Source organism: Actinophytocola sp. (genome assembly GCF_035942955.1).
In the GTDB taxonomy this organism is placed as follows: domain Bacteria; phylum Actinomycetota; class Actinomycetes; order Mycobacteriales; family Pseudonocardiaceae; genus DASYTH01.
Genome location: NZ_DASZCQ010000132.1, coordinates 1 through 16,994 on the forward strand (window position 1 = coordinate 1; position 16,994 = coordinate 16,994).

General features: G+C 70.8%; 15 protein-coding genes, 1 tRNA gene and 1 pseudogene. 11 read left to right on the top strand and 6 right to left on the bottom strand.

The annotated features are described in order from the left end of the window. A partial coding sequence (locus tag VGX25_RS13150; protein ID WP_326918005.1) for a helix-turn-helix transcriptional regulator occupies positions 1-247 on the bottom strand: 247 nt, incomplete at its 3' end. 216 nt (positions 248-463) lie between these two features. Between VGX25_RS13150 and VGX25_RS13155 the strand changes: the two genes are divergently transcribed. After that, entirely contained in the window at positions 464-757 is a 294-nt protein-coding gene (locus VGX25_RS13155; RefSeq protein ID WP_326918006.1) for a hypothetical protein, read from the top strand. Between the two features lie 13 nt (positions 758-770). Continuing rightward, positions 771-1,127, top strand: a complete 357-nt coding sequence (locus VGX25_RS13160) for a hypothetical protein (RefSeq protein WP_326918007.1) — start codon at positions 771-773, stop codon at positions 1,125-1,127. 290 nt (positions 1,128-1,417) lie between these two features. Here VGX25_RS13160 and VGX25_RS13165 read toward each other — a convergent pair whose 3' ends face one another. Then, entirely contained in the window at positions 1,418-2,104 is a 687-nt protein-coding gene (locus tag VGX25_RS13165) for a rhomboid family intramembrane serine protease (RefSeq protein ID WP_326918008.1), read from the bottom strand. A gap of 71 nt (positions 2,105-2,175) precedes the next feature. On the opposite strand from VGX25_RS13165, the gene VGX25_RS13170 reads away from it, so the two are divergent. Continuing rightward, positions 2,176-2,796 (top strand): TetR/AcrR family transcriptional regulator, encoded by a 621-nt coding sequence (locus VGX25_RS13170; RefSeq protein ID WP_414635790.1) that lies wholly within the window; start codon positions 2,176-2,178, stop codon positions 2,794-2,796. Positions 2,797-2,799: 3 nt separating this feature from the next. On the opposite strand, the gene VGX25_RS13175 is transcribed toward VGX25_RS13170, so the two are convergent. Then, on the bottom strand, positions 2,800-4,011 hold the full coding sequence (locus VGX25_RS13175; protein ID WP_326918009.1) for an amino acid deaminase/aldolase: 1,212 nt from the start codon (positions 4,009-4,011) through the stop codon (positions 2,800-2,802). A gap of 59 nt (positions 4,012-4,070) precedes the next feature. Here VGX25_RS13175 and VGX25_RS13180 point away from each other — a divergent pair, with 59 nt between their 5' ends. Continuing rightward, positions 4,071-5,378, top strand: a complete 1,308-nt coding sequence (locus tag VGX25_RS13180; protein WP_326918010.1) for a D-arabinono-1,4-lactone oxidase — start codon at positions 4,071-4,073, stop codon at positions 5,376-5,378. Here VGX25_RS13180 and VGX25_RS13185 read toward each other — a convergent pair. The 3 genes and pseudogenes from VGX25_RS13185 to VGX25_RS13195 all read right to left on the bottom strand — a co-directional run bounded on the left by VGX25_RS13185 (position 5,370) and on the right by VGX25_RS13195 (position 7,163). Then, positions 5,370-5,986, bottom strand: a pseudogene (locus VGX25_RS13185) (NAD(P)H-binding protein). The gene VGX25_RS13180 and the pseudogene VGX25_RS13185 sit on opposite strands and share 9 nt — an antisense overlap. 129 nt (positions 5,987-6,115) lie before the next feature. Continuing rightward, a complete protein-coding gene (locus tag VGX25_RS13190) occupies positions 6,116-6,718 on the bottom strand; it encodes a hypothetical protein (RefSeq protein WP_326918011.1) in 603 nt (200 codons plus the stop codon). 362 nt (positions 6,719-7,080) lie between these two features. Further along, positions 7,081-7,163, bottom strand: a tRNA-Leu gene (locus VGX25_RS13195). A gap of 114 nt (positions 7,164-7,277) precedes the next feature. Between VGX25_RS13195 and VGX25_RS13200 the strand changes: the two genes are divergently transcribed. The 7 genes from VGX25_RS13200 to pknB all read left to right on the top strand — a co-directional run bounded on the left by VGX25_RS13200 (position 7,278) and on the right by pknB (position 16,860). Continuing rightward, positions 7,278-8,411, top strand: coding sequence for a DUF3662 and FHA domain-containing protein (locus VGX25_RS13200; protein ID WP_326918012.1), 1,134 nt, complete (start codon positions 7,278-7,280; stop codon positions 8,409-8,411). 84 nt (positions 8,412-8,495) lie between these two features. Beyond that, positions 8,496-8,954, top strand: coding sequence for an FHA domain-containing protein FhaB/FipA (locus VGX25_RS13205; RefSeq protein ID WP_326918013.1), 459 nt, complete (start codon positions 8,496-8,498; stop codon positions 8,952-8,954). After that, positions 8,951-10,348, top strand: a complete 1,398-nt coding sequence (locus VGX25_RS13210; protein ID WP_326918015.1) for a PP2C family protein-serine/threonine phosphatase — start codon at positions 8,951-8,953, stop codon at positions 10,346-10,348. The genes VGX25_RS13205 and VGX25_RS13210 overlap by 4 nt, the downstream gene beginning before the upstream one ends. After that, a complete protein-coding gene (locus VGX25_RS13215; RefSeq protein WP_414635791.1) occupies positions 10,348-11,811 on the top strand; it encodes an FtsW/RodA/SpoVE family cell cycle protein in 1,464 nt (487 codons plus the stop codon). Before VGX25_RS13210 ends, VGX25_RS13215 begins: the two co-directional genes overlap by 1 nt. After that, positions 11,808-13,331 carry a penicillin-binding protein 2 gene (locus VGX25_RS13220; RefSeq protein ID WP_326918016.1) on the top strand — a complete coding sequence of 508 codons (1,524 nt, stop codon included), beginning with the start codon at positions 11,808-11,810 and terminating at the stop codon, positions 13,329-13,331. The genes VGX25_RS13215 and VGX25_RS13220 overlap by 4 nt, the downstream gene beginning before the upstream one ends. A 2-nt stretch (positions 13,332-13,333) precedes the next feature. Next, positions 13,334-14,785, top strand: coding sequence for a serine/threonine-protein kinase (locus VGX25_RS13225; protein ID WP_326918017.1), 1,452 nt, complete (start codon positions 13,334-13,336; stop codon positions 14,783-14,785). 74 nt (positions 14,786-14,859) lie between these two features. Continuing rightward, positions 14,860-16,860: a Stk1 family PASTA domain-containing Ser/Thr kinase gene (gene pknB / locus VGX25_RS13230; RefSeq protein ID WP_326918019.1), complete on the top strand. Its 2,001-nt coding sequence runs from the start codon at positions 14,860-14,862 to the stop codon at positions 16,858-16,860. Positions 16,861-16,994 lie beyond the last annotated feature (134 nt).

The following is a 16,994-nucleotide window of genomic DNA, read 5'->3' on the forward strand; positions in this document are numbered from 1 at the left end:
GGACACCCAGACCGTCGGCGATCCTCGCCAGCACGTCGTAGGCCATGACCTGACGACCCTTGAGAATCTCCGACACCTCGGACTGCGATTGACCGGTCAGGGCCGCGATCTGGCGCTGTGAGACACCAGTGCGCCGCAACAGCCGATAAACGGTGCTGACCTCCCGCGCGGCGAGCGCGCTGCGCATCTCCGGCTTCTCCCACTCCTCCGGAGGAATGGGAGATCCTTGAGATCCTGTGGAGTTCATGCCGCCCCCTCACAGTCCACTGGGCGTCAACCGCAGAGTATGCGCACTTCACATGGCTCGAGAAGTGCAGATCGGCGAACCTGATCGGCCGGACCGAACTTTGCCGACCGCTTACCGTCGGACGGCCGCCGATCGGCGCTGTGACGGTCCATTCTCGTTTGTCGCCCACCAATGTAGTTGGTTGTAAGTGTCCGAGCACGGAGGGAAACCGAGACCGTGGAGCTTGCCCGTTCGGCAGTGGCGACGGCAGCATCCCCTGCTTCTACGTCCGCCGACGAGTTTACGTTCCCCGGTCACCGCGGTGAGCTGCAAGGTTCGGTCGCCGGCCGTCGAGTTTGGCGGGTCAGTTGCGGCGATGTGATCAACCGCGAGCGATGCCTTACCGTGCTCGTCGAACGAAACCAGGTGGTCCTCGTCGGCCCCCCTGGTGAGACCGCGGTCCTGTCGACCGGCCAGCTCGGCCAGTTGCGGGCCGCCCTACGCGAAGCCGCCGAACAGGCGGAAAGGTGACGGTGACGATTCGGTGGACGAGATACTCGGGCAGGTACTGCGCGACGCGGTGTGGGAGCGTCTCGACATGCTCTCCGAGCTGGCGAACCACGCCGACGCGCCGTCCCTGCTGTCAGTAGCGCGTTCCGAGCTGCCAAGGCTCACCGAGGGCTGGCGCTCGATGCTCGCGGCACACGAGCCGGATGACCGTGGCAACTGCCGGGCGTGCTCCACGCGCTGGCGCCAGCAGAAGGCCCCGTGCTCGGTGTGGCGAGCGGCGTACGAACACCTGGTGGCCGGCGGGCTCGCGCCTCAGCCAGCCGCGCGTCACGCGGTAGACGAGCCCCTGTCCGTCCGATCGACCAGTCGCGTTCCGGCTGGAGCCAGGTGAAACCGACGACCTCGGCCCCCGTTACCCCGGACGGAGCGCGGCCGAGTAGTCGTCACGAGGCCGGTGGTCCGGTTCGCCCGTACCCCCGAGCGAGACGAACCGGATCGCCGGCCGCTCACAACTGAATCCCCCCAAGACCCCGCGGGCCGGTGCTGCTGCACTCCCCCTCCCCCGACCAGTATCGGCCTGCGGCTCCACTCCGGGCGACCCGTGTTCGCGAAAAGCGCGAACCGGGTCGTTCCGCATTGTGTTGCGGGGCGAGCCCCCCAAACCCCCACGGTGCCAGCTCCCTACGTTGACGGGGCTGGTGGCGGTGGTTGTGGACCAGCGCTTGAGCCTGCCCTTGCCTGTGTGCGGGCTTCGCGGAAGAGGATGGCGGCGAGCAGGCCGCCGATCAGGCCGGCGATGTGGCCCTGCCAGGAGATGCCCTGGACGCCGAAGCCGATCGAGTTCCACATGACATAGCCGTAGGACAGGGCGACGCCGAGGGACACGACGATGTCCACCGGCCGGCGGTCGACGAGGCCGCGCAGCAGCAGGTAGCCGAAGTAGCCGAACACGACGCCGCTGGCCCCGACCGACAGGCTGTTGGCCGGGGAGAACAGCCACACCCCGAAACCGCCGACGACGATGATCACGGCGGTCACCAGCAGGAACCGCTTCCAGCCGGTCGTCGCCGCGATGAAGCCGAGGCTGAACAGCGGCAGCGCGTTGCTGGCCAGGTGCTCGAGGCTGCCGTGCAGGAACGGCGCGGTGAGGATGTCGACCAGGCTGCCCGGGTCGCGCGGGCGGATCCCGCCGGCGATGGCCAGCTCCCGGTCGGTGGCCAGGTTGACCAGCTCGACCACCCACAGCAACGCCAGGAACGCCACCATGAGGGCGGCGGCGCGGCCGAGCGGGCTGGCCAGCGACCCGTCGTCGGTGCTGGCCGGTGGCTTCGACGGGGTGGACGGGCCGGACGGCGACGGCAGGCTCATGTGCGGAGCGTAGCCCGCCTCGGGCCGTTCCCCGCTAGGCTTGAAGAACCGATTCCGCATGGGGAGATCGCGTGGCAACACCAGTTCCACTCCGGCGCCGGCCGGTGCAGCAGCGCAGCGCCAAACGGGTCGAGCAGATGCTCGAGGCCTGCGCGGCGCTCATCGAGGAGCTCGGCTACGACGGGGTGACCACAACGCTGATCGCCGAACGCGCCGGGGTGGCGGTCGGCTCGCTGTACCAGTTCTTCCCGGACAAGCGCGCCGTGGTGCAGGCGCTGACCCAGCGCAACCTCGAGCACTTCCTGGCCGAGATGGAGCGCCGGCTGGACGAGGCGCACCTCGAGCACTGGTGGGACGGCGCGGACATCGCCTTCGACGTCTACGTGCAGATGTACCGCGAGGTGCCCGGGTTCAGCCGGATCCGGTTCGGGGACGTGGTCGACCTCCGGCTGATCGCCGACGAGCGGGACAACAACACGGTGCTCGCCGACGGACTGGCCGAGCTGATCGTGGCCAAGTTCGGCATCCCGCTCGAGGCGGTGCGGCTGCCGGTCGCGGTGGCCATCGAGATCGCCGACGGCATCCTCGACCTCGCCTTCCGCCGCAAGCAGTTCCCGGCCGAGGCAATGATCACCGAGGCCCGCACGGTGGTCCGCGCCTACCTGTCCGGCCAGCTCACAAAGGCGAACTGACCCTCAGCCGAAGCACCTGGCCTCGCCGCGGTACGTCGGCACGGTCCTGGCCACCCGGTCGGCCTCGATCACGTGGTACTCGGCGAACCGCTCGGCCAGCTCCCCGGCCTTGGTGTGCCGCAGCCACACCCGGTCGCCCACCCGCAGGTCGTCGGCGGCCCGCCCGACCACCGGGGTCTGCACCTCGCCGGCGCCCTCGAGGCGGGACAGCCGCAGGCCCGCCGGCAGGTGCGGGCGGGGCAGCCGGTCGGGACGCGCCGGGCCGGACGCCGGGTAGCCGCCGCCGAACAGGGTGGCGATGCCCCGGCGCGGCCGGCGGACCACCGGCAACGCGAACAGCACGGCCGGCCGGGGGGAGAAGCTCCGGTAGTGGTCGAACAGCGTGGGCCCGATCAGGCCGGAGCCGGCGGCCAGCTCGGTGACCGCGTCCTCGGCCCTCGTGGTCTCGATGCTGCCGGTGCCGCCACCGTTGACGAACTCCAGCGGGGTGAGCGCGGAGATCTCCCGCACCGCGTCGGCCCGGCGCCGGGCCAGCTCGGCCGCCGAGTGCCGCTGGGCCCAGCGCAGCGCCGCGCCGGCCAACCGGCGGCCCGGGTCGTCGCCGACGCCGGCGATCTGGCCCTCGTAGCCCATCAGGCCGACCAACCGGAAGCCCGGCCGGTTCAGCACCGCCTCGGCCAGCGCGGCCGCCTGGCGCGCGGTGAACACCGGGGAGCGGCGGGCGCCGAGATGCACGATGTCGCGGCCGAGCAGCGGCCGCCAGGACACGTCCAGCTCGAGACACACCCGGATCTCGGGGTGATCGACCCCGAGCGCCGCGCCGACCAGGTCGAGGTGATCCGTGGAGTCGATCATGATCGAGATCGACGACCGGTACCGCTCGTCGCCGGCCAGCTCGCGCAGCGCGCCGTGGTCGACCGTCGGGTAGGCCACCATGATGTCCGTGCCGGCCAGGTCGGTGCCGGCCCACTCGGCGGCCAGCCACAGCGCCTCCGGCAGCGTGTAGCTCATCACCCCGGCGAAGCCCGGCCGGCGCAGCACGCGCTCGAGCAGGTAGCGGCACCGGATCGACTTGCTGGCCACCCGGACCGGCCGGCCTGCCGCACGGCGCACCAGATCCGCGGCGTTCTGGTCGAACGCGTCGAGGTCGACCACGGCCAGCGGCGGGTCGAGATGCTTGGTGGCCGTGTCCAGCCGGGAGCGCTTGGGGGACACGCCGTCCACGGTACGGCAGCGCGGTTGTAATGTGAAGTTATTTCACCTATTGTCTTCCCATGTCGTTGGCATGGCGCAACTGGGCCGACACCGAGTCGGCCGTGGCCACCTCGATCGTCCGGCCGCGCGACGTCACCGACATCTGCAAGGCCGTGACCGGGGCGGCCGAGGCCGGGCAGACCGTCAGGGCGCGCGGCAGCGGCCACTCGTTCACCGCGGTCGGCGCGGCCCACGGCGTCGCCCTCGACCTGTCCGGATGGACCGGGATCACCGCCGCCGACGTGGCCACCGGCCTTGTCACCGTGCGCTCCGGCACCACGCTGCGCGCGCTCGACGCCGAGCTCGACCGGCTCGGCCTTGCCATGACCAACCTCGGCGACATCGACGCGCAGACCGTCTCGGGCGCCATCTCCACCGGCACCCACGGGACCGGCGCGGCCTTCGGCGGCCTGGCCACCCAGGTGGCCGCCCTGGAGCTGGTGCTGGCCGACGGCTCCGTCGTCACCTGCTCGCCGACCGAGCGGCCGGACCTGTTCGCCGCCGCCAGGGTCGGCCTCGGCGCGCTCGGCGTGATCAGCACCGTCACCCTGCGCACCGAGCCGTCGTTCGTCCTGGCCGCCGAGGAGCGACCGGAGCCGCTCGAGGCCGTCCTCGAGGCGCTCGACGCCAACTGCGCCGACAACGACCACTTCGAGTTCTACTGGTTTCCCTACGGCAGCAAGGCGTTGACCAAGCGCAACAACCGCCTGCCGCCCGGCGCCGTCCCACGGCCGCTCGGTCCCGTGCGCCGCTTCTACGAGTACCGGGTGATGGAGAACGCCGTGCTGGACGCGCTGTGCCGGCTCGGCCGCCGCGTCCCCCGCCTCGTCCGCCCGCTGGCCCGGCTGACCTCCTCGGCGCTGTCCCGGCGCTCCTACAGCGACGTCTCACACCGGGTCTTCGTCACCCCCCGCAGCGTCCGGTTCGTCGAGTCCGAGTACGCCATCCCCCGCGCGGCGCTCGGCGACGTGCTGGCCGAGCTGCGCGCCCGGGTGCCCGCCCTGTCCGAGCACGTGATGCTCCCGGTCGAGATCCGGGTCGCCGCCGCCGACGACATCTGGCTGTCCACCGCCTACGGCCGCGACTCCGCCTACATCGCGATCCACCAGTACGTCGGCATGCCCTACCGGACCTACTTCGACCTGTTCGAGTCGATCGCCGCCGCGGTCGGCGGCCGCCCGCACTGGGGAAAGATCCACTCCCTGGACGCCGCCGCCCTGCGCGCGCTCTACCCCAGGTTCGACGACTTCACCCGCGTCCGGTCCGAAGTGGACCCCAACGGTCTGTTCGCGAACCCTTACATCACAAGGGTTCTCGGCTCACTCTGAGACGAGCTCCAGCGTCCGCCCGATGGTCTGCGGATCGTGGAGCAACTGGACGACCACGGCCGCCACGTCGGCGCGGCTCACCTCGCCCCGCGGAACGGACTCGGCCAGCCGTACCCGCCCCGTCGCCGGTCCGTCCGTGAGCCGTCCCGGCCGCAGAATGGTCCAGTCCAGGTCTCTGCCCCGAAGGTCCCGCTCGGCGCCGTCCTTGGCCGCAGGTAGGCCCGGAACACCTCATCCAGCCGCTCGTCGTCGGCCCGCTCCAGCCCCATCGCGCTGATCTGGATGTGCCGCCGCACCCCGGCGATCCCGGCCGCCTCCGCGAACAGCAGGGCCGCCCCGAGGTCCACGGTCTCCTTCCGCGCGGCCCCGCTCCCCGGACCCGCGCCCGCGGCGAACACCGCCGCATCCGCACCGGCCAGCACCGCCGCCACGTCCTCGACGGTGGCCTTCTCCAGGTCGAGCACCACCGCGTCGGCCCCGGCCGCCTTCAGATCGGCCACCTGCTGGGGATTGCGCACGATGCCGACGGCCTCGTCCCCCCGCTCGGCCAGCAGCCGCTCAAGCAGCAACGCGATCTGCCCGTGCCCGCCCGCGATCACCACCCGCATGCGTTCAGCCGCTCCAATCCAATGTGAGGGCAGGGCTGATGGCACTACTGATCGTCGTCGGCCGCCGGTTGACAGACACCGACCCCTCGGGCGGCGCTCCGGCCAGCCCTCGGTGCCGGTAAGCCCTCACTAGGGCGTCGTCAGGATCTTGTCGTAGGCCAGCTCGCTGATCCACCGGTGGATCCCGTCGATCCCGGCGTGCGCCCGCTCGGCCCGCCCCGGCAGATCCAGATCCACCTGGGCGTCCGGCTCGGTCCGCACCACCGCCACCCCGTAGGCCCGTGCCCGCGGCAAGCAGTTGGCCACGTAGTCGTTGGTCAGCACCACCGACGTCGGCACCACGATCGCCGCGTCCCCGTACCGCAGGAACGGCACCACGTTCGCCAGCCCGGTCCGCCAGTGCCGCGCCACTGCGATGACCCCCACGACCCGCACGGCCGGCTCCGGCACCTGCCCGGCAAACTCCGGCCACACCCAGGTCGCCACGCTGGCCCGGTCCGTCACCGGGCCCTGCCCCAGACAGATCCGCTCCGCGTGCGCCTCGGTCATCAGCTCGACGACCAGGCACACCCGCCGCCCAAGCAGCCGCATCTCGGGCAGCACGATGCCCGACCAGCCGAGCTCGTTGGCGGCCGCCACCCCCAGCTCGTCGGCCGGCGCAGGCAGCTCGACACTGGGCACAAGCGGCGCCAGCACACCGACGCTCTCCGGAACCGCCGTCCGCCCTGACATGCCTGTCACCGTCGACCCTCTCCTCGCCGCCCACTGACGTACATGTCCGGCGTACCAGGTATGGGTAGAGCAAACGCACCCACGACAGTGCCCCCATCGACCGACGGCCTAGACCGAGCGATAACCGGTCGACGACCGCCCTTGCGACTTCACCCCCACTGTGCGGCCGTCTGGGTTAGTGCCAAGCCGACCGGTCATACCCAAATGCAGTAACGCCCCTACCGGCCAACCCTTGCTCGTCCACTGCCAACGCCCCAGCGCCGGTTCGGAAGGAGCTAGCACCGTGGGGTTCTGGGGGTCGCCCCCAGAAACAAAATCCGAGCCCACGAGCGGTCCGCGCTTTCCGCGGACAGGGGATTGCGTGGGCGAGGGGGGAGTTGAACCCCCACGTCCTTACGGACACACGGACCTGAACCGTGCGCGTCTGCCATTCCGCCACTCGCCCGAGCGACCGAGGAAGCATAGCAGGTGGGTAGGGGCTGGTTTGTACATCCCGATGTCGTCCCGGCCGCACCCGGATACGATCGAGCAAGGAGCACACGCTGGAAGGGAGGGACCCATGGGCATCGGCCAGCGGTTGAACCGCAAGCTGGAGAACCTCGTGGGGAACTCCTTCGCGCGTGTGTTCGGTGGCAACGTCGTGCCCCAAGAAGTGGCGCAGGCGCTGCAGCGCGAGGGAGAGGCCCACATTCGCGAGCTGGCTGGTGGCCGGCTGCTTGCCCCCAACCACTACATAGTGCAACTGGGGCCGGCCGACCACCAGAACTTCGCTGGCGACGAGGACCGCATCACCGCGCTGCTCGCGGACTGTGTGGCGGAGCATCTCGCCGAGCACGGTTGGGACACTTATGGTGACGTCGTAGTCTCCCTGGAGCGCTCCGACGCGCTGCACACCGGACAGTTTCGAACCCGCTCGACCGTTGACCCTGACGTCAAGGCATCCAGCGTCAGGGGTGCGGGCCGCCAGGCCGGCATGCGGTCAGCACCACCTCGCAACGCAGGAGACCGATCCATGAGCCAGCCTCCCGGCCACGGCCCCGCGCCAGATGGCGACCCGTACGGACAGTACGGGTACGGCCAGGGCCAATACGGCAACGATCCCAACTACGGCTATGGCCAGCAGGGCGGTTACGACCAGGGTTACGGCCAGCAGGGCGGTTACGGCCAGCAAGGCTATGGCCAGCAAGGTGGCTACGCCCCGCCCGGTTACGACCAGGGTTACGGCCAGCAAGGTGGCTACGCCCCGCCCGGTTACGACCAGGGCTATGGCCAGCAGGGCGGTTACGACCAGGGTTACGGCCAGCCCGGTGGCTACGGCCAGCCGGGTGGCTACCCGCCGCCCGGCGGTGACCCGTACGCGCAGCAGGGCTACGCCCCGCCTGCGGTGCAGACCGGCCCGCGCCAGCTGCAGGCCAGCCTCCAGCTCGACGACGGCTCGAACCGCACGTACTCCCTCAAGCAGGGCGGCAACGTGGTCGGCCGTGGGCAGGACGCCGACTTCCGGCTGCCCGACACCGGTGTCTCCCGGCGCCACCTGGAGATCACCTGGGACGGGCAGAGCGCCACGCTGGCGGACCTGGGCTCCACCAACGGAACCACGGTGAACGGCACCCCGGTGCAGACGTGGCAGCTCGCGGACGGCGACGTCGTCCGGATCGGCCATTCCTCACTGGTGTTCCGCACCCAGGGCTGACACCGGCGGCGACCACCACGCCGGCCGCTGCCGGTGGGGGGTCGCCCGGTGTCCGAAAGACACGGCTGGGAGCGTTCACAACAGGTGCCTGAGCTCATCATGCAGCTGACCAGAGCAGGGTTTCTCGCCCTGCTCTGGTTGTTCGTGCTGGCCGCGCTCCGGGTGGTCCGATCGGACCTCTACGCCGCCGCCGGACTGCGCGTGTCGGTGCCGGGTTTCCGCCGCTCCGGGGGCAAGAAGCTGGGCGGAAAGGCCCCCCGCCAGCTGGTCGTGACGCACGGCGCGCTGGCAGGCACCCGGATCGCGCTTGACGGCCGGCCGATCCTGATCGGCCGCGCCGACGACTCGACCCTGGTGCTCGACGACGACTACGCGTCGACCAGGCATGCCCGCATCTCACTGCGGGGAACCGATTGGTATGTCGAAGATCTGGGCTCGACGAACGGCACCTATCTGGACCGAGCTAAGGTCACGGGACCCCAGCGGGTGCCGTTAGGCGCCCCGATCCGAATCGGTAAGACGGTGATCGAGCTGCGCTCATGACCCTCGTTCTTCGCTACGCCGCCCGCAGCGACCGGGGCCTGGTCCGCTCCACCAACCAGGACTCCGTGTACGCGGGCCCCCGCCTGCTCTCGCTCGCCGACGGGATGGGCGGCCATGCGGCGGGCGAGGTGGCGAGCAAGGTGGTCATCGCCGCGCTGGCCCCGCTTGACGACGACGAGCCCGGCGAGGACCTGCTCAGCCAGCTGCGGGAGGCCACGCTCGCCGGCAACAGCGCGATCGCCGAGCTGGTGTCCGGCGACCCGGAGCTGGACGGCATGGGCACCACGCTGACCGCGATCCTGTTCGCGGGCAGCAGGATCGGGTTGGTCCATATCGGCGACTCACGCGCCTACCTGCGCCGCAACGGGCAGTTCACGCAGATCACCCACGACGACACGTTCGTCCAGTCGCTGATCGACGAGGGCCGGATCACCGACGACGAGGCGGCCACCCACCCGCAGCGCTCGCTGCTGCTCAAGGCGCTCACCGGGCACGAGATCGAGCCGAACCTGACCATCCGGGAGGCCAGGGCCGGCGACCGCTACCTGCTCTGCTCCGACGGCCTGTCCAGCGTGGTCAGCCACGAGACGCTCAGCGAGGCGATCCAGATCCCGGATCCGCAGGAGTGCGCCGACCGGATGATCGAGCTCGCGCTCAAGGGCGGCGGGCCGGACAACGTGACGGTGATCGTCGCCGACGTGGTGGACATCGACTTCGGTGAGGACGCGCCGATCGTCGGCGGGGCGGCGGGCAACAACTCCGACGAGCAGACCCCGGCGGACTCGCCGGCCGCGCGGGCAGGGGCGCTGACCGCGCCGCGGATGCAGCCGGTCCGGGTCGAGCCGCCGGAGGAGCCACCGGATCCGAAAGCCAAGCGCCGCAAGCGAATCCGGCTGCTCGTGATCCTGCTTGTGCTGATCATGCTGATCGCGGCCGGGGCCATCGCGGCGATCATCGCGGTGAACCGGCAGTACTTCGTCGGCGAGGGCGCCAATGGCGAGATCGCGATCTTCCAGGGGGTGCGCGGAAGCATCCTGGGAATCTCGCTGAACAAGCAGGTGCAGGGTTCCTGCGACCCGGCGGCCACCTGCGACAAGCGCTACGTCGACGACCTGCAGCCGGCCGGCCAGGACACGGTGCGGTCCGGCACGGAGAGCTTCGAGAGCATCCGCGAGGCCCGCCAGTTCATTCAGGACCTGCGCACCAAGTACGGCCTGCCCAGCTGTGACGAGTTCGTGCGCCGGCAGGAGCGGGCGCCGACCACCACGACGCCGCCGGCCACGCCGCCCGTGCAGCAGCCGACGTCGAGCGCGGTCCCGCCGCCGGGTAAGGCCGAGCCCGTTCCCGGGTTCAACTGCCGCAAGCCCCGCCCCGAGGATCAGGGCGGCGGCTGATGGCACAGCCGGCAGCCCCGATGGCGGTGGCGGCGGGCCCGGGCGGTGCCCCGCCGGACAGGTCGGCTCCGACCAGGCGCGGCACCGAACTGACCATGCTCGCGTTCGCCGCCGGTCTGGTCACCGGGGCGCTGATGCTGGTCGAGGCGAACCAGGAGCAGCAGCTGACCTGGCGCCTGGTCTGGTACGGGCTGGCCTACCTTGCGCTGTTCGGCATCGCGCACGCCGCGGTGCGGGCCTGGGCGCCGTACGCCGACCCGCTGATCCTGCCGTGCGTCGCGCTGCTCAACGGCATCGGGCTGGTGATGATCTACCGGCTCGACCTCGCCTACTCCGAGCGGGCCCTGCAGACCAACAACGACTTCAGCGCCCAGGTGCCCAAACAGATCCTGTGGACGACGATCGCGCTGATCCTGTTCCTCGTCGTGCTGCGGCTGGTGAAGGATCACCGCACGCTGACCCGCTACGGCTACACCTTCGGTCTGGTCGGCCTCGTGCTGCTGGCCATGCCGGCGATGCTGCCGGGTGTGATCGCGCCGACCATCAACGGGGCGAAGATCTGGCTGCGCCTCGGCATCTTCTCCATCCAGCCGGGGGAGTTCGCGAAGATCCTGCTGCTGATCTTCTTCGCCGCCTTCCTGGTGTCCAAACGCGACCTGTTCATGGCGGCCGGAAGGCGGGTGGCGGGCGTCGACCTGCCGCGCGCCCGGGACCTCGGCCCGATCCTGGTGGCCTGGGCGGTCTCAGTCGGCGTGCTGGTCTTCGAGAAGGATCTCGGCACGTCGCTGCTGTTCTTCGGCATCCTGCTGGTGATGCTGTACGTGGCCACCGAGCGGCTGATCTGGGTGGTGGTCGGGCTCGGCCTGTTCGTCGGCGGCTGCATCATCGCGTACAACGTGTTCGACCACGTCGCGCAGCGGGTGCAGACCTGGCTCGACCCGTTCGCCGACTACGACCGGGGCGGGTTCCAGATCGCCCAGTCGCTGTTCGGGTTCGCCACCGGCGGCGTCGGCGGCACCGGCCTTGGCGCCGGCCGGCCGGACATGGTGCCGCTGGCCAACAGCGACTTCATCACCGCGGCGATCGGTGAGGAGCTGGGCCTGATCGGGCTGGCCGCGCTGCTGCTGGTGTACACGCTGCTGGCCATGCGCGGCCTGCGCAGCGCGCTCGCGGTGCGCGACACGTTCGGCAAGCTGCTCGGCGGCGGCCTGGCCTTCGCGTTGATCATGCAGGTGTTCGTGGTGGTCGGCGGGGTGACCAAGCTGATCCCGCTGACCGGCATCACCGCGCCGTTCCTGTCCGCAGGCGGCTCGTCGCTGCTGGCCAACTACGTGCTGGTGGCGCTGCTGCTGCGGATCTCCGACGCGGCCCGGCGGCCGCACGGCGGCTCCAAGCCGCGGATCGTCCCGCAGACGCCGATCGCCGAGGCGCACACGGTCATGGTGGAGCGGCCCGAGTCATGAACACACCACTGCGCCGGGTCGGGCTCGCGATGCTCGCGATGATCGTGCTGCTGCTGGCCAACGCCACGTACATCCAGATCGTCAAGGCCGACGACTACCGCTCCGACGGCCGCAACCGCCGGGTGCTGCTCGACGAGTACGCCCGCCAACGCGGCCGGATCCAGATCTCGACCGACTTCGGCGGGGCGATCATCGCGAACGTCACGGAGACCAACGACCGGCTGCGCTACCTTCGGCAGTACGCCAACGGCCCGCTGTACGCCCCGATCACCGGCTTCTACTCGGTCCGCTACGGCGCCACCGGCCTCGAGCGCACCGAGGACCAGATCCTCAACGGCTCCGACGACCGGCTGTTCGTCCGCCGGCTGTCCGACCTGATCACCGGCCGGGATCCGCGCGGCGGCAACGTCGTGGTGACGATCAATCCGCAGGCGCAGCAGGCGGCCTACGACGAGCTGACCAAGAACGACTACGTCGGTTCTGTGGTGGCGCTGCGCCCGCAGACCGGCGAGATCCTGGCCATGGTCAGCACGCCGTCGTTCGACCCGAGCCGGCTGGCCGCGCACGACGCCGACGCCCAGGAGGCGGCGTACAACGAGTTCTCCCGAGACGCCCGCAACCCGATGCTGAACCGGGCGATCGCCGAGAACTACTTCCCCGGCTCCACGTTCAAGCTGGTGATCGCGGCCGCCGCGCTGGAGGACGGCAGGGACAAGGGCACCGAGCTGACCGCGGCGGCCGGGATCAACGTGATCACCGGGCAGCCCTGCCAGCCGGGGTCGGGCGAGACCACCTGCCAGGCCAACTTCAAGAACCAGACCTGCGGGGGCGGGGCCACCGCGACCATGGAGCTGGCCCTCGAGAGGTCCTGCAACACCGCCTTCGCCCAGCTGGCCCACGAGCTCGGCGAGGAGAAGGTGCGGGCGCAGGCGGCGAAGTTCGGCATCGGCGAGGCGGATCTGACGGTCCCCATGCCGGTGGTCCCGTCCTGCATCGGTCCCCGCAAGGACGGCAACTGCATGAACGTCGTGGACGACGCCGCCATGTACCAGACCGGAATCGGTCAGCGCGACGTGCGGCTGACGGCGCTGCAGAACGCGGAGATCGTGGCCACGATCGCCAACGGCGGCACCCGGATGCGCCCGCAGCTGATCAAGCAGATCACCGCTCCGGACGAGACCGAGATCGCCAATTTCGAGTCCGACCGGATGGGCCGGGCCATGTCCGAGCGCAACGCCACGACGCTGCGCGACATGATGGTGCGCGCCGAGAACAACGCCGGCGGCGCCGGGAAGGTCCAGGGTCTGCAGATCGCGTCCAAGACCGGAACCGCGGAGACCGGCAACGACCCGAAGAACACCCCGCCGTACGCCTGGTACGTGGCGTTCGCGCCCGCCGACAACCCCAAGATCGCGGTCGCCGTGGTGGTGGAGAGCACGAGCGCGGCGGCCACCGGCAGCACCGTGTCCGCCGCGATCGGGCGGGCCACGATCAACGCCGCACTGGCCGGGGGGATCTGACCATGCTGACGTCGGGGCAGCTGCTCGCCGACCGCTACCGGTTGGCGCGGCGGATCGCCGTCGGCGGCATGGGAGAGGTCTGGGAGGCCGCGGACACCCGGCTGGACCGCCGGGTGGCGGTGAAGGTGCTCAAGCCGGAGCTGTGCGGCGATGCCGAGTTCCTGCACCGGTTTCGCACCGAGGCCCGCACCACCGCGTCGCTCAACCACCCCGGCATCGCGGCGGTGCACGACTACGGTGAGACCGCGGCCGTGGTGGACGGCCCGAAGGACACCGCGTACCTGGTCATGGAGCTGGTCGAGGGCGAGCCGCTTGCGGCGATCCTGGCCAGGGAGGGGCGCATCGCCGCCGACCGCACGCTGGACATCCTCGAGCAGGCCGGCAATGCTCTGCAGGCCGCGCATGAGCGCGGCTTCGTGCACCGGGACGTGAAACCCGGCAACATCCTCATCGCACCGACCGGACAGGTGAAGCTCACCGACTTCGGCATCGCCAAGGCCGCCGACGCCGCCCCGGTCACTCGATCAGGCATGGTGATGGGCACCGCGCACTACATCGCTCCCGAGCAGGCCCTCGGCCACGAGGCCGAGCCGGCCAGCGACGTGTACTCGCTGGCCGTGGTCGGCTACGAGTGCCTCGCCGGGCGCCGCCCGTTCCTGTCGGAGAACGCGGTGACCGTGGCGATGATGCACATCAGGGACCTGCCGCCGCCCCTTCCGCCCGACGTGCCGCCGCACGCCCGCGCGGTGATCGAGGCGACCCTGGTGAAGGATCCGCGGCAGCGCTACGGCAGCGGGGCGGAGTTCGCCGCGGCGGTGGCCGCGGTGCGGGCCGGTCACCCGCTGCCGGCGCCGTCCGGCCTGGCGCTGGCGCCGGCGTACCACCAGGCGATGGGGCCGCCAACCGGAACCCACCCGCGGATCGTGATCGGCCCGCCCACCACGCCGCCGCCGGGGATGCCGCCGGGCACCGGCGCGTTCCCGCTCGGCCCGCCGCCGCGGCCCCGGCGGGGCCGCGGCTGGCTGTGGGCGTTGCTGGTGCTCCTGCTGGCCGGATTGATCCTGGCCGCCGCGTTCGGGATCCCCGCGCTGATGGACTCCGGTGGCGGCACGGATAATCAGGAGACGCCGCGGCCTGGAACGTCGGTCAACGCTCCACCTGGGGACGCGGAGCCGGGCGGAACGCCGTCCCGGAAAACCGGGTTCCCGCGTGATCCGGACGGGAACCCGGGACGTGTGGTCGACGTGGACCCCGCGCGGTACGTGGGCCGCCCGGCGACGTTCGCCGAGTTGGAGCTGTCCAACGCGGGCCTGAACACGCTGGTGCTGACGGCGACCGGAGAGGAGCCGCGACAGATGGACCGGTGCATCGTCACCGACGTAACGCCGTCCGACCAGGTGCCGATCGGTCACGACGTGACGATCCGGTGCCGCGAAGGCGGACCACCCGGTTGATTCAGCGGTTGCCCGGCCAAGGAACCGGGCATGATGGGACGCGCACCACGACGAGGAGTTGAGACGGCGCACCGATGACCACACCGCGACTGCTTTCCAACCGCTACGAGCTGGGCGAGACGCTCGGCTACGGCGGCATGTCCGAGGTTCACCGAGGTCGCGACGTCCGCCTCGGGCGCGAGGTCGCTGTGAAGGTGCTGCGTGCCGACCTGGCGCGCGACCCGCAGTTCCAGGAGCGATTCCGCCGCGAGGCGCAGAACGCCGCCGCGCTGAACCACCCCGCGATCGTGGCCGTGTACGACACCGGAGAGACCCGCACCGAGTACGGCCCGCTGCCGTACATCGTGATGGAGTACGTCGACGGGCGGACGCTGCGCGACATCGTCAAGACCGAGGGCCCGCTGCCCGGCCAGCGCGCCATGGAGATCATGGCGGACGTCTGCGCCGCGCTGGACTTCAGCCACCGGCACGGGATCGTGCACCGGGACGTCAAGCCGGCCAACGTGATGATCACCCGCAACGGCGCGGTCAAGGTGATGGACTTCGGCATCGCCAGGGCGGTCGCCGACGGCCAGGCCGCGGTCACCCAGACCGCCGCGGTGATCGGCACCGCCCAGTACCTGTCGCCCGAGCAGGCCCGCGGCGAGTCCGTTGACGCCCGCAGCGACGTCTACGCCGCCGGTTGCGTGCTCTACGAGCTGCTCACCGGGGAGCCCCCGTTCACCGGCGACTCCCCGGTCGCGGTGGCCTACCAGCACGTCCGCGAGGACCCCAAGCCGCCGTCGGCGCTCAACCCGCGGGTCAGCCCGGCCCTGGACGCCGTCGTGCTCAAGGCGATGGCCAAGGGCGCGGCCAACCGCTACCAGTCGGCCGCCGAGATGCGCACCGACCTGGTGCGCGTGCTGTCCGGGCAGCGGCCGCTGGCCCCCATGGTGATGACCGACGAGGTCCGCACCGCGGTGATGACGGCCGGCCGGCCCATGCAGGACCTGCGCCCAGGCCGGCACCGGCCGACCGCGCTGACCGACGACTACGACGGCTACGACCCGTACGCCGACGAGGAGGAGGAGCGCAGGCGCAGGCGCCGCAAGGGCTGGACGATCGCCCTCATCACGCTCCTCGCCCTTGCCTTGGTTGGCGTGATCGCGTGGCTGGCGACCCTGGTGTTCGGCAAGAACGAGACCCCGGGCGACACGGCCCCGATCCCCAACGTGATCGGCATGGTGCAGGAGGAGGCCCTGCGGGTCCTGCGCGACCAGGGTTTCACCAACGTCACGCCGGAGCTGATTCCCTGCCAGGCCAAGCCGGACGGAACGCCGGGGCCGTGCGGCCCGGACAGCCACGGCAAGGTGTTCGACACCGATCCCCCGGTCAACAGCAGTGTCCGGAAGTCCGACAAGATCACGCTGCAGGTCGGGGCGCCGCCGGAGAAGGTCTCGGTGCCCGACGTGCGGGGCAAGAGCCTTGAGGACGCCACGAAGGCCCTCACCGACGCCAAGCTCACCGTCGCGCCCAACCCGCAGCAGATCGAGGTCGACGACGACAAGCTGATCGACAAGGTGGCCGACCAGAGCCCGCCGGCCGGCCAGTCGGTGCAGGCCGGCACGGCCGTCACGCTGAGCATCGGCAAGGCTCCCGCCACCGTCAACGTGCCCAACCTCGTCGGCCAGCCCTTCGACACCGCCAAGTCCAACCTGGAGGGCCTCGGCTTCAAGGTGGAGCGCAAGGACGTGTCCTCCGACCAGCCCAAGGACACCGTCGTCGACCAGAGTCCCAAGAGCGGCAAGGCAAAGCCCGGCAGCACGATCACGCTCAGCGTGTCGAACGGCGACCAGCAGCGGATCCGGATGCCCAACTTCGGCGCCGGCCGAACCACCGTCCGGGAAGCGGTTCAGGCTCTGCAGAGCGCCGGTTGGAACGGCAACCTGACCGTCCGCGACCTCGCCGGCAACACCTGCCGCGGCGACCAGGCCGTCAACTCCACCATCGTGAACCAGGATCCCAACGCCAACGAGGAGATCAGGCGGGACGAGCAGGTCACCGTCACGGTCAACGACAACTGCTCCAGCGGCTGACGACCGATCAGGCGTGCACACCCGGCGACAAGTTCGGGTTGTGCCCGCCGCACCGTTGCCGTCACGCCTGCCGACCTTGGAAGAGTTCGCGGCGCTGCCCGAGACAACGGTCGCCACTACGAACTCGACGAAGG